General features: G+C 55.4%; 11 protein-coding genes and 2 tRNA genes. 8 read left to right on the top strand and 5 right to left on the bottom strand.

Annotated features, from left to right (window positions below):
- Window positions 1–3: 3 nt before the first annotated feature.
- From JIN87_RS06675 to JIN87_RS06655, 5 genes are all read right to left on the bottom strand, one after another.
- Window positions 4–855 carry an HDOD domain-containing protein gene (locus tag JIN87_RS06675; RefSeq protein WP_200354762.1) on the bottom strand — a complete coding sequence of 284 codons (852 nt, stop codon included), beginning with the start codon at window positions 853–855 and terminating at the stop codon, window positions 4–6.
- Window positions 852–1,199 (bottom strand): hypothetical protein, encoded by a 348-nt coding sequence (locus JIN87_RS06670; RefSeq protein ID WP_200354761.1) that lies wholly within the window; start codon window positions 1,197–1,199, stop codon window positions 852–854. The genes JIN87_RS06675 and JIN87_RS06670 overlap by 4 nt, the downstream gene beginning before the upstream one ends.
- A 64-nt stretch (window positions 1,200–1,263) precedes the next feature.
- A complete protein-coding gene (locus JIN87_RS06665; RefSeq protein ID WP_200354760.1) occupies window positions 1,264–3,150 on the bottom strand; it encodes a cytochrome c biogenesis protein in 1,887 nt (628 codons plus the stop codon).
- Entirely contained in the window at window positions 3,147–4,313 is a 1,167-nt protein-coding gene (locus tag JIN87_RS06660) for a cytochrome c biogenesis ResB family protein (protein WP_200354759.1), read from the bottom strand. The genes JIN87_RS06665 and JIN87_RS06660 overlap by 4 nt, the downstream gene beginning before the upstream one ends.
- A gap of 24 nt (window positions 4,314–4,337) precedes the next feature.
- Window positions 4,338–5,444 (bottom strand): hypothetical protein, encoded by a 1,107-nt coding sequence (locus tag JIN87_RS06655; protein ID WP_200354758.1) that lies wholly within the window; start codon window positions 5,442–5,444, stop codon window positions 4,338–4,340.
- 175 nt (window positions 5,445–5,619) lie between these two features.
- On the opposite strand from JIN87_RS06655, the gene JIN87_RS06650 reads away from it, so the two are divergent.
- The 8 genes from JIN87_RS06650 to JIN87_RS06615 all read left to right on the top strand — a co-directional run bounded on the left by JIN87_RS06650 (window position 5,620) and on the right by JIN87_RS06615 (window position 12,801).
- A complete protein-coding gene (locus tag JIN87_RS06650; RefSeq protein ID WP_200354757.1) occupies window positions 5,620–6,789 on the top strand; it encodes a two-component system sensor histidine kinase NtrB in 1,170 nt (389 codons plus the stop codon).
- A gap of 321 nt (window positions 6,790–7,110) precedes the next feature.
- On the top strand, window positions 7,111–8,475 hold the full coding sequence (locus tag JIN87_RS06645; RefSeq protein ID WP_200354756.1) for a sigma-54-dependent transcriptional regulator: 1,365 nt from the start codon (window positions 7,111–7,113) through the stop codon (window positions 8,473–8,475).
- Window positions 8,476–8,589: 114 nt separating this feature from the next.
- Window positions 8,590–8,665 (top strand) — tRNA-Gly (locus JIN87_RS06640).
- 45 nt (window positions 8,666–8,710) lie between these two features.
- A tRNA-Gly gene (locus tag JIN87_RS06635) sits at window positions 8,711–8,786 on the top strand.
- Between the two features lie 327 nt (window positions 8,787–9,113).
- A complete protein-coding gene (locus JIN87_RS06630) occupies window positions 9,114–9,668 on the top strand; it encodes a VPDSG-CTERM sorting domain-containing protein (RefSeq protein WP_200354755.1) in 555 nt (184 codons plus the stop codon).
- Between the two features lie 180 nt (window positions 9,669–9,848).
- Window positions 9,849–10,526 carry an acyltransferase gene (locus JIN87_RS06625; protein ID WP_200354754.1) on the top strand — a complete coding sequence of 226 codons (678 nt, stop codon included), beginning with the start codon at window positions 9,849–9,851 and terminating at the stop codon, window positions 10,524–10,526.
- Between the two features lie 63 nt (window positions 10,527–10,589).
- A complete protein-coding gene (trpS, locus tag JIN87_RS06620) occupies window positions 10,590–11,555 on the top strand; it encodes a tryptophan--tRNA ligase (protein WP_200354753.1) in 966 nt (321 codons plus the stop codon).
- A 121-nt stretch (window positions 11,556–11,676) separates the two neighbouring features.
- Entirely contained in the window at window positions 11,677–12,801 is a 1,125-nt protein-coding gene (locus tag JIN87_RS06615; RefSeq protein ID WP_200354752.1) for a protein-glutamate methylesterase/protein-glutamine glutaminase, read from the top strand.
- The last annotated feature ends 53 nt before the right edge of the window (window positions 12,802–12,854 follow it).

The raw sequence follows: 12,854 nt of genomic DNA, 5'->3' as shown, positions 1-12,854 counted from the left end.
TTCTTAGGGATGCTCGAGGAAAACGGAGCAGACGCTGTCGAGCTGTCGTAGTAGATCTTCGACTACGTTGGCTATTTTGGATTCTTCGAATCGAGCATAGCCCCAAGCTGCTTCAGAGAACTCGGGGACGAATCGATCGCCGGAATCGCCTATTTGCAAAGCGGATACGAGGAAACTGGCAATGTGCACGAGGCTGACTCCGCGAACGAAATTGCGGGCGAGCACCGGCTTGTTGTGGTAGCGAACCAGGGTGGAAATGTTTTCTGGGAAGTGCCAAAGCTGGAGGGCTTCGGCTCCGATAGCGCTGTCGTCGATCCCGAGTTGCTGCTGGGCCGCTGAAGTGTAGAGGGTATCCCGTTTTTGGGTACTCTTGTAGATTTTCTTACCTTTTTCCGGTATGAGTTGTCCGATCAGCGGGCGTCCTAGCTTATGCAGGAAACCGGCTATAAAGTGTCGCTCGGTGTTTGCTTCACGGCATTCGAGAGCCATCAGTCGAGTGCAGAGGCCGACTGCGATGCTGTATTTCCAGAAGGCTTTGTGGTTTACCGGAAAGCCTGGGGATTCGGGGAATTGTTTGGGGAGGCAAAGCAGGACGCTGAGGTTGCGGACGTTGCGAAGTCCGATGACGCTGAGGGCGTCTGGCACGGTGGTGACCTTTATGGGGTAGTCGTAGAAGCGGCTGTTGGCTAATGCGAGGATGCGGCCCGATAGCTCGGCGTCGGACTCGACTACGCGGGCAATGTCTTCGAAGGATGACTCGGGATTGTCGACTGCTGTTTCGATCGCTTGTCCGATGTCGGGCAGTGGGGGGAAAGCCTCCGGATCTTCGAGAAGTGGGTTGAGGGGAGGGTTCACGAGTTGCTGTTATGAGCGTCGGAGGATTTCGCCATTTCTAGTACGGCGAGTTCGCGAATCGCGATGACTGCGGGATGAGAGGACTTAACCAGCTTGAAGCGTTTCTGCACGGCGAGCTCGGCATCCTGTTTTACTGTATTGGAGAAGCTGCGGATTGAGACGGTCTCGGGATCGTCGACGCTGCCTTGCACGGTTACGTTTTCAACCCCCCACATCATCAGGATCTCGATCCTCTTTTCATTGAGGATAGTGCCTGATGGGAAGAGCAACTTGGCGTCTAGGTTGTAGACGTCGTCGGCGAGCGCCATTCCGGCTTTGAGATCGTGAGGGGAGTGGTTGGGCATACCTGTTTCTGTTGTGAAGCTGGCGAATCAACCTAGCAAGGGCGCTGCAGATCGCAAACGCCGCTTATACTCGGATCTCGCTTTTCCAATTTTTTGCAGGAATGTAGGCGAGAGCGATAACCGCAAGCTGAGTGAGCCAGAAGGCGAGTAGGTAGTGGAAGGCGGAGTTCATGAACCCGTAGGAATGAAGTCCGATTCCGAGCATGTTGGTGCCCATCCAGGACCAGCTTGTCACCACGTTGCCGAAGATGGCCATCGCCATGATGCCGCGTGTCTTCGCGAAGCCGCCCCAACGGGAGTGCAGAATGATGACGTTCCAGAGGACGAGTAGGATGGCGCCGTTTTCCTTCGGGTCCCAACCCCAGAAGCGGCCCCATGACTGGTCGGCCCAGATGCCGCCGCTGACGGTTCCGAAGAAGCTGAAGAGGGTGGAGAAGCAGATGATACCGTAGACTACGGAGGCGAGCATCTTGCTACGCTGCTTGTCGATGAGTTTGGTGGTGAGGCCGGCGAGAACCCAGAATATGCCGATGAATCCTGAGAAGAACGTCGACGCGTAGCCGAAAGTGATGGTCAGGACGTGAACGGTTAGCCAGAAGTTCGAGTCGAGCACGGCTTTCATTTGCTCGAGCGTATCCCGGCCGTCGATAAGGTGGTGGGCTACGATCAAGCTCGCGATACCTATAACGGCGGCGATGAAGCTGCCGATGCCATTGCGGTAAAGGCGTTCGATTATGAGGGAGAGCAAGGTCGCTCCCCATCCCACGTAGATGGCGGATGAGTAGAGGTTGATGACGGGGGCGTATCCGATAATGTATACACGGTAGCCCATGCCGATGGTATGGATCGCGAATACGGCGATCAACGTCCAGAATGCGGCGCGATTGAGTCCTCGGGACGAGAACGGCCAGGAGAATACGGCGAGCAGAAATACGAAGACGTATCCGACGATGGATACGTAGAAGGGAGAGAGATAGTTGAACTGATGTTCCGCCTTGGCCTTGCTGAAGGCTTTTGCGTCCTCGGCGTCGAGTGCCGCCAAAAGCTCTGCGGCCGCCTGATTGAAGGTGGCAACGTCATCTTGGCGGTAGGCGTCAGTGAGGGTGGCGTAATTCTTGGAAATCTTGCTAGGCGCTCCGTCTCGGGTGACTTCGTCCAGGACAACGCTCATCTTGTCCCAGTTTGGCTGGCCATCGACTGGCTCTGCCGGGTGGGTGAAGAAGGCTGCGTTTTCGCCGAAGCCGCGGTAGAGCTGGATGAAGCCGAGCATCCCTTGGAGACTTTCGCTGTCGAACGCTTCGCCGCGTTGCTGCTTTTCGGTTTCCGCAACTGCTTTGGGAGCGATTGTCTGCATGGCGGCCAGCTCATCGAGGTAGCTAGGCGTTTCGCCGTGGTGTATGGTGCGAGTAAGGTTATAGAACTGGATCGCGTTGTTGGCGAGGTTGACGACCGCCTTTTGGTAGCGGGTGCGGAGTTCGGACTCGATCTGAGAAGCTTCCATCGCATCGCGCCGGATCTTTTCGAAGGAGCCGCGGATTTCATTGAAGGAGTAGTAGTGGTGACTGCTTCCGGAGCCGAACAGGGCTGCCATGATGGCTGAGTCGCGTTGCTCGGGCGTCTTGTGGGGAAGGATGGCGCGTAGGCCGTCGTCATGAATTCTGAATACGGGACGGTCGAAGGCTGCGCTTGGTTCGAAAATCGCTTCGGCGAGCCATTCGATGGCGTGGTGCTTGGTGCCGTCCTGGTAAACGGCGGAGCGCTTGCCGTTCATGGCGAGCAACGAGTTTTTCGCCACGGAGTCCAGCGGTTGAACGCGACCGTTCATGATCACTGGCACCTTGCCAAGTGTGTCGAAGTCGAAGTCCGACTTGGGGGTCTGCTTCTTGAAGTTCGAGTAGATGTACCCGAAGAAGAAGAGGATCGAGAGTATGGTGGCTAGATTGCGTTTCATGCGTCCGCTTTCTTTCTTTTCTTAGAGAATCGTTGGAGGCCGAATGCGAATTGGATCGCGAGACCGAGAGTCATGACCGTGGTGGAGATGTAAGGGAGGGAGCGGCCTGGATTGCGTACCACTTGCAGGATCGAAGTTTGGTCGCCGGGAAGGAAGCTGGCTTGGTAGAACGTCAAGTCGTCGTAGCGAAGCGGGTTGTTCATGTAGATCAGGAAGTCCTGTTCGAGCCCGGTGCGCTTGTCTTTGACTGTGACGTCGCTGGAGAAGTTCTTGGGGATGTTGGTGCCCAAGTAGCGATCGTGACTGAAATCGTTGAGCGTGATGTAGTAGTCGATGATTTCACGTTGCCTGCGGAGAACGAGGTCGTAGTTGCGGCCTTGATACGAGAAGGATTGGTGGCGCATGAACTCGCGGGCGAGCCAAGTGCCGAGGATTTCCGATTCACCGTCGACAGATTCCTTTGCGAACAAGGTTACTATGGTGGAAGGCTGGTTGCGCTCGCTCATCTTTCCAGTTTCGGGCACCTCGATCGCGAAGTACTGGAGTCCGAAGCCCTGGTTGACTACGTGAGCGGATTCCGGAGCGGTGTCGTCGCGACGCTGTAGGGCGGAGTTGGGCATGAACACGTCCACGCTGATGTGGAAAGGAAGCTCGTCGATTTCGATTTGCTGCTTTCGTTCCAGCATGGCTTCCGGGATGGCGTAGACTCGGTCGGTTTCCGTATCCGTGGTATCGATAACGGCCAGTTCCACGAGGCTGGTGCTTTCGGTGAAATCTGCGGTGCCGCCTTCGTCTAGGGTGAGGTTGGCCTCTTCCTGAAATACGCTTGAGATGAACTCGCCGAGAAGCAGGAGGACGAAACCGAGGTGGATCAACCAGATGCCCAGCTTTTTGCTGCCCATGCGGAAGCGGTAGATCATGGCGGATAGGTTGTTGAGAAACAAGGCGAAGCCTATGAGGTAGCCGCCGGGCATGTAGGGGACATTGATGTCGAGAAACTCTACGTATTGGGTGACGAATACGGTGTAGAAGTATTTTTCGGTGGCTCCGTGGATGCCGAGGTGCGTTTGATCCAAAGTCCCGAAGAGGATGAGGACCATGGCGAGCACGAGACAGCCGATGGTGAGCTCGAGGGATGCGAGAAGTTTTAGAAGTGGCTTCATTTTCTGAGATCGCGACGGCGCGAACTAGTGGTTGTGGCCTTCGTGGCTAAAGTGGACGCTTTGCAGCAGGGCTTTGAATTCCTCGTCTTGCAGTTCCAGGAGCAGAGCGTCTCCACGGAGTTTGAAGAACCAGGAGCGGCCGGCGAAATTCATGATGGCGACGAGGATGCGTTGGTCGTCCTGCGAGCTTTCCCCGTTTTCCGCTTTGAGCTCGAAGAAGGTGAACTCGTGGCCGGCAGGGTTCATAATGGTCTCGGCGGCGGCGTTCACTTGTTCGCTATTCCAGTTGGAGAGACCGATTTGGTTGCGCCAACGATTGACGTTGGCGACGAGGCCGCCGGTGTCGCCCGGGAAGGATGTTACGGCGAAGTCGGCTGGCGGATGGCCTTCCTTTTTGACGGCGAGGCTGGCGATTCGCATGGAGCTGCCTTGGGAGGGAACCCAGCCATCCGGCGTGTCGAAGGTGAGGTCGCCGATATGCTGGTGCTCGTGCTCGTGGTTGTGCTCGGCTTGCTGGGAACGGGCTTCTTCGCCGAAGCGGACGCTGCGAAGCATTTTTCCGAAAGCGGGGATCTGGCTTTGTACGGTGGGGTACGGGCCGGACATTTTGATGAACCAGCTTTGCCCTTGGTAGGGGATGATGGCCGCGTAGACGCGGGTCGAGCTGGGGTCGCGGCTTTCCGCTTTGAGATCGAGGACGGAGGCGGTGACTTGTGATGACAGTTGGACTTCCGACACGATCTCCGCCAATCGAGCTTGATCGACTTCGGGGAGCGAGGCCTGGCGAAGCCAGCGATTCGCGTTGGCGAGCAGGCCGCCGGTTGAGCCGGGGAAGGAGGTGACGGTGATTTCGGCTAGGCCGGCGTCGTCGGAAAACTGGTAGTTGCCTTTGCGGAACTGGGTGGGCGGGAGCTCTTTCCACTGTGTCGACGGCGTCCAGCTGAGGGGGAGTTGCTCCTGCGGGGCTTGCGATTGTTGCGATGCGGCAGCCGTCTGGGCGAGCGGACGCGCCGCTTGAGCAGCGTTCTTGGGCGCGTTATAGACCTGGACTTCAGGCTTTCGGCAGGCAGTAGGAAGGAGTAGCGACGCTGTCAGGACGCCGATCCAGATTGGACGAAATGGTGATCTCATAGGAATCGGGTGAGACATAAGGGATACGATTTACATAAATCAAGCAGGACCGGAGCTCTTTGTGACGGTTCTTTGTGGCTGTGCTTGGTAATTGCGAGACGAGCGAGGGGGAGGGAAGGATTGCCAAAGTTCTGGGTAGTATTCTAGAGACCTTCCCAGCAGTTATTTACCTTTGATGGCAAAAAAAGAATCCTCCCTTGATCGCGTGCTGGGGCATATCGAAAGCCTCGACGCCACGAACCTGACGAATTTGGCCCAGAAACTGGCCCGGGAACGAGCCTATCTGGAGACGGTTTTCAATACGGCGCTTGAGGGGATCCTGGTGGTCGACGCCGATGGGGAGGTGCAGTATGCGAACGAGTCGGGACTGCGCATGATCGGGTTGAAGGAGTCTGATGTGGGGACGACTTTGCTGTGGCGCTTGATCCCGGGGTTGCGGGATTCGCTTGGCTTGGAGGAAGGGGAACCGTTGCGGGACTCGATTAGTTCTCGGGAGCTGGAGCTGACTTATCCGGAGCAACGTTTCGTGCGGATCTATTTTTTGCCTTTCAAGGAACCGGTTGGGGATGATGAAAAGCAGTTCGTGGTGATGCTCTCGGATATCACCAGCGAGAAGATCTCGAAGGACGAGACGATCGAGTCGGAGAAGATAGCGTCGATTTTGCTGTTGGCGGCCGGAGTGGCTCACGAATTGGGGAATCCGCTCAATTCGCTTACGATTCACCTGCAGTTGATGGAGCGCCAGCTGAGGCGAATCGAGGCGTCGCCGAGTTCGGAGAAGCTGGGGAACTCCCTGGAAGTTTGCCGAGGGGAGGTCGAGCGCCTGGACGGGATTATCAAGAATTTCCTGGAGGCGATCCGGCCTCAGGACCCCGATTTTCAAGTGCTGGACCTCAGTCTGGTGCTGGAGGAAGTCTTCGAGGTTGTCGGGTCGGAGCTGAAGGATCGTGGCATTTCGGTGGAAGTCGAAGTGGTGGCGGAAGCGCCGATCGTGCGAGCGGACCGCAACCAGATGAAGCAGGTGTTTTTCAATCTGATTAAGAACGCGATGGAGGCGATGCAGCCCGGTGGGACTTTGAAGATCGTTTCTCGCTCGGACGAGGAGAAGATTTACCTGCAGTTTGGTGATTCCGGGGTGGGGATCCGGCAAGCGGATTTGTCACGCGTCTTCCAGCCTTACCACACGAGCAAGAAGGAGGGGTCTGGCCTGGGCTTGATGATCGTGCAGCGAATCATACGCGGGCATGGAGGACAGGTGGGGATCGATAGCCAGGAGGGAGTGGGGACGGTCGTCACGTTGGAGCTGCCCAAGCGGAATCGTAAGCTGAAGATGTTGGAAGCCTAGGTGTGCTCGTCTAAGCAGAATGAGCTGCAGGACCTATTCTGCGCAGTTTTGAACGTAACGTTACGTAGCAAACTGCGCAAAAGATGGGGCGAGCGTTGATCTCGGTTGGAGGGTGGTGTGGCGGGCGACGCTATGGAGGGGGCGACCTGGTGACGGATGGTCGCATTGCAATACGTATGCCGTTGTTGTGGCGTTGGGGTGGCGGTGCTGGATTTGTTTGCTTGGGGAGAGGAATTGGGGGCTGTCTTTTTTGTGGCGATCTAGTTGTGGGACAGTATTGCACACTTGACCTTGCCTTTGTTTTAGGCACTTTGGGCTTCGATGGTGCCAACTATTCTCATTGTTGACGACGAGCGGCATACCCGTGAAGGGCTGATGCAGGTGCTCGAGGACTCTTACGACGTTTACATGGCGGAAAACGCTGAAGAGGCGTTTAATCTCATGGAGTCGGAGACTTTCGAAGTGGTATTGACCGATCTTCGTATGCCGGGGAAATCAGGGATGAAGGTTATCGACAAGGCGCTCAGTTTGCCGAATCGCCCGCCGGTGATAATGATGACGGCCTACGGCGATGTCGATTCGGCGGTCGAGGCGATGAAGCGCGGGGCCTACGACTTTCTGACGAAGCCGGTGAACATCGAGAAGCTCGAGATCCTGATCAAGCGGGCCTTGAAGTCGAAGAACCTCGAGAAGGAGGTGGAGCAATTGCATGAGCGGCTCGACGTGAAGTTCAACTTCGATGGGATTGTGGGGAATTCGACCGAGCTGCTGAAGGTGATCGAGCGCGTGAAATTGGTCGCCCCGTCGCGTGCGAGCGTGCTGATCGAGGGTGAGACCGGTACGGGTAAGGAGTTGATCGCTCAGGCGATTCATCAGAACTCGAATCGAGCGAAGGGGCCGTTTGTGGCGGTGCATTGCGCGGCGCTTCCGGCGAACTTGCTGGAGAGCGAGTTGTTTGGTCACGAGAAGGGGTCGTTCACCGGAGCGACTGAACGTCGGATCGGGCGTTTCGAGATGGCGGAAGGGGGGACCTTGTTTCTCGATGAAATCGGGGAGATCGACCTTTCTACCCAGGTGAAGCTGCTACGCTTTCTGGAGCAACGGACCTTTGAGCGACTCGGTAGTTCGAAGTCGATCAAGGTCGATACCCGTCTGGTGGCGGCGACGAACAAGGACCTCTTAAAGATGGTTGAGAAGGGCGACTTTCGGGAGGATTTGTACTACCGCTTGAATGTGGTGCAGATCCAGATGCCGTCGCTTGCGGATCGGGCGGAAGACCTGCCTCAGCTCTTGAATCACTTCCTGGACGAGTTTGCGGAGGAGAACGGAATGGAGCCGCCGAGTTTCGAGCCCGGCGCGATCCAGGCTCTGCGGCGCTATGCGTGGCCCGGCAATATCCGCGAGCTCAGGAACTTTGCCGAGAACGCGGTGGTGCTGCATCGCGGAGGGGTGATCCACGATTACGATTTGGAGGCGAAGTTCCGCGGGGAAGGGCCGTCGGTCGATGGTTCTGGCAAGATCGTTTCGCCGCTGGATAAGGAGGAGAACGAGAAACGTCTGCTTCGCGAGGCGTTGGCGGACGCTCGGGGAAATCGCACGCGGGCGGCTGCTTTGTTGGGAATTTCGCGTCGTACCTTGCATCGGAAACTCCAGCAATGGCCGGAGCTCGATGTGATTGATCGCTAGGCGGTAGAAGGTTCGGAGGGCGGTGGATGGGCTGTTTTGCGAACTGCGAATTTTGCTGAATTTTCTGTTGACTTGGGGGTTCTGAAATGGATTCTGACCGACCTCTTTAATGAGGCGGGCGTAGCTCAGTTGGTAGAGCACCACCTTGCCAAGGTGGCTGTCGAGAGTTCGAATCTCTTCGCCCGCTCCATTTCTCCTCGGTTCTTCCGATGGGAGTGCAGCAAATCTCATTAATGCGGGCGTAGCTCAGTTGGTAGAGCACCACCTTGCCAAGGTGGCTGTCGAGAGTTCGAATCTCTTCGCCCGCTCCACTTTTCTAAGAAGCCTCTCCGAAATCGGGGAGGCTTTTTTGTACTCAAAATTATGGAGCTAAATGACTTACAAAATTGAAAGTGGATGGCTCACGTGGGGAGATCAGTCTGTAAAGGTGTAAGCGTTAGGGTACAGTTTGATAGGTATTAACATAAAATATGTTAAATATTAGTAGGTTTTCAATATTATGATAATCAATGTCTTACATCGATGTCTATGGTGCTAGGGGATTATGTGTCTATTCTAAGGTATGTGAATTGCTAAAAGTAGGGTGAGTATTTAAGTGGTGCCATTTGCGGGTGCCCGAAACCAAACTCCCAAAATAAATGAAAATTAAGACTATACTAGGGGCTATTGCAGCTCTCTGTTTTGCAGCAACAAACGCGTCAGCGGTAAATATCTATCTAAATGAATCAAGTGCTCCCGGAAAGGTGCATTATGATCTAGGAGGAGGTCTTTTCGCGACATTAATTGGTCTTCAGACGGATGCTCCATCTTTGGATGGAGTTGTGGTCGAGCACGCGGATCTGGTTGCAGCTGCTGGAGGCGGTTCTGTCAGCTTCTACTACGCTGCTGGAAATGCCCTCTCTGTAATGTTTGATAACGTAGTGGAATTTACTCCGTTCGTTCAGGATGAGCTTTCGGAAGTTGGATATAAGAAGACGTCTGCTTGGGACTCTCTTTGGATCGTTTACGATGGTAACTTGGTTGTTTCGGACTCGTCTGGAACGAACACGATTTCTACGGTTGATCCGCAGCAAGCGCCCGTTATCCGTGAGAATCCATTCGCTAAACCTGTCCCTGACACGGGAGCAACTCTCATGATGCTCGGTCTCAGTTTTCTCGGTCTGGTAGGCGCCCGCAAGCGTTTCGCTAGGTAGAGCGATTTCTTTTTTTTTGATTTGATGAGTCCGTCCGAGAGAGGGCGGACTTTTTTTGTGTCGTTTTGTCGGGGGAGGATTGCTGGCTTTGTTGAATCGAAGTGTAGCAATGACGGAGCATTGCCCTCCGGGTGGGCTTTCGGGCTTGCTGGGGGAGGGGCTTGTGGCTCGAATGCGGCCGTGAAAGCCAGCGACCTCTTCTCTTTTCCTGACAGTATTCCGTTTAAGGACTTTTTCTCTCCAGATGCCTTGCCTTGGGAGTGGATCGGTCAAATCAAGCCGGCTTTGGCTGCTGGATTCGAGGAACGTGTCCCCGGGAATGTGCCGGCGGGCGTTTCGATTTCGGGGAAGGTATTTATTCACGAGTCGGTTAAACTCCCTGCGTTTTGTTCGATTCAGGGACCGGTTTGGATTGGCGAGAATGTGGAGATCCGTCCGGGAGCTTACATTCGCGGCAACGTGATTATCGGGGCGGGGTCCGTGGTGGGTAACTCTTGTGAGTACAAGAATTGTTTTCTAATGGAGGGGGTGCAGACGCCGCATTTCTCCTATATTGGGGATTCGGTTCTTGGAAATCGTTCCCATTTGGGCGCGGGGGTGATCCTGTCGAATCTGCGTTTGGATCAGAAGCCGGTGAAGGCGAAGACTGAGGACGGATTTATGGACACTGGCCTGCGTAAGTTCGGGGCCCTGCTTGGGGACGAGGCGGAGGTTGGCTGCAATGCGGTGCTCAATCCGGGATCGATTTTGGGGAAGCGAGCCTTGGTGGGGCCTTGTACGCCTTTCGCTGGTACTTTAGCTGAGGGACGGATGCTGCTGAGCAAGCCGCAAAGCCGCGAGATCGGGCGTCCTGACTAGTTTCGCTTGAAACCGACGAGGCCGGTCCCAGAATCCGGCAGTTTTCCCCACGACAATCTGACCATGAGAATTCTTTCCGGCATCCAGCCTTCGGGCATCCTTCACGCGGGCAACTATTTCGGCATGATGAAGCCGTCTATCGAACTGCAGGAGCAGGGCGAGGCGTTCTACTTCATCGCGGACTACCACTCGATGACGTCGTTGACCGACGCGAATTTGCGTCGCGAGTACACGAAGCGGGTCGCGATCGACTTTCTAGCGTGCGGACTGGATCCTGAGAAGGCGGTCCTTTTCAAGCAGTCCGACGTTCCCGAGCACGTCGAGCTGTCATGGATTTTATCGTCTCTTTGTCCGATGGGGTTGCTCGAACGTTGTCACAGCTACAAGGACAAGATCGCCAAGGGGATTTCGCCAAATCATGGGCTGTTCGCTTATCCTGTGTTGATGGCCGCGGATATTTTGATCTACGACGCGGATGTGGTGCCAGTAGGGCAGGATCAGAAGCAGCATGTTGAAGTAACGCGCGACTTGGCGAACAAGTTCAACGACCAGTACGGCGAGACTTTTGTAGTACCCGAGCCGCGGATACGTCGCGATGTTGCGAAAGTTCCGGGCACTGACGGAGCAAAGATGTCCAAGAGCTACAACAACACGATCGACATTTTCGGTGAAGAGAAGGCGATCAAGAAGCGGATCATGAGCATCGTGATGGACAGTCGCGGGATGGACGAACCTAAGCCAGACGCGGAAGAGAACAACGCGATCCAGATACTTAAGAACGTCGCCGACGAACAGACTTACAATGAGACGGTAGAGCTTCTTAAGGCCGGTGGATACGGCTATGGTCACGTGAAGAAGAAGCTTTTCGAAGTCTACTGGGAGCACTTTGCCCCAGCGCGGAAGCGTCGTGAAGAGCTACTCGCGAACATGGACTACGTCGATCAGGTGCTTCGCGAGGGCGCGGAAAAGGCTCGTGGTATCGCTTCAGTGGTAAACAAGCGCGCTCGAGCGGCTTGTGGGCTGGAGTAGGTAGCGGTTTGCGGACGAGTTAGCCGGGACTTGGGCGATTCGAGTTAAAGATCGCTCAAGTTGAAGAGTTGGCTTGTATTTTGCATTAGTTGTTTTGTGTTAGGAGTTTCCTTCTCTACCTATGCCGGATCCCTCAAAGATTAGCGTTATGGTGGTCGACGATTCGTCGACGGCTCGCCGAATTCTCACCGACATCGTCAATCGCGGACAAAATATGGAAGTGATCGCGGCGGTAGCGGATCCCTTTGAAGCGGTGGCGCAGTTGAAGCGTCGCACGCCGGATGTGATGATTTTGGACGTGCAGATGCCGCGCATGGATGGGATCACGTTTCTCAAGAAGCTGATGGTGCAGCACCCGCTGCCTGTGATCATGTGTTCGAGCCTTACTGAGGAGGGATCGCGGACTTCGTTTGAATGCTTGGAAAATGGAGCGGTGGAAATCATCGCTAAACCGAGAGCGGCCACTCGCGAGGTCATGCAGGAACTTGAACTGCGTATTCACGATACCATACGTTCGGCTGCGGTGGCGCGGTTCCGCTCGCGTTCGGGTAAATTGACGTCGAGCCGGTCGGAGACGAAGGCGGCTCCAACTCCCTTCGTGCCGCGTGCGAAACTTTCTCCGGATGAGGTCGTGCTTCCTCCACGTTCCGGATCTTATACGAAGATCCCGGTCACGCCTCAAAAGATTATAGCGCTCGGTGCCTCGACGGGTGGCACGGACGCGATAAAGGTGTTTCTCGAGCAACTGCCCGCCAATTGCCCGCCGGTGATCATCGTGCAGCACATGCCGGAAGGTTTTACGGCTTCGTTCGCGAACCGTCTCAATGCGACTTGCCCGATGCGGGTGAAAGAGGCTCGTAATGGGGACTTGGTCGAAGCGGGTACTGTTTTGATTGCCCCCGGGTCCTACCACATGACGCTTCGTCGGACCGGGAGTCGGTATACGGTCGAGGTGAAGCAAGGGCCTTTGGTCAGCCGTCATCGACCTTCAGTCGATGTGCTTTTTCGTTCGGTCGCCCAGAATGCGGGGAAGAACGCAGTCGGAGTCATTCTTACTGGAATGGGAGACGATGGCGCTTTGTGCATGAAGGAAATGCGGGATGCGGGAAGCTACAATTTTGCCCAGAACCGTGATACTTGCGTGGTGTTTGGCATGCCAAACGAAGCGATCAAGCACGGTGGCGTTCAGGAGACTCTGCCGCTGGAGAAGATCGCTCCTCGCGTTTTGGCGAAAATCTTGAGTTAGGATTTCGAGCCTTTTCTGGGGGAATCCCGGGGTGACAAATTCGATTGGGAAGT

This window comes from Pelagicoccus mobilis (genome assembly GCF_016595505.1).
GTDB classification, from domain to species: domain Bacteria; phylum Verrucomicrobiota; class Verrucomicrobiia; order Opitutales; family Opitutaceae; genus Pelagicoccus; species Pelagicoccus mobilis.
The sequence above is the reverse complement of the archived record's forward strand: the minus strand, read 5'-3'. Positions and strand labels throughout refer to the sequence as shown.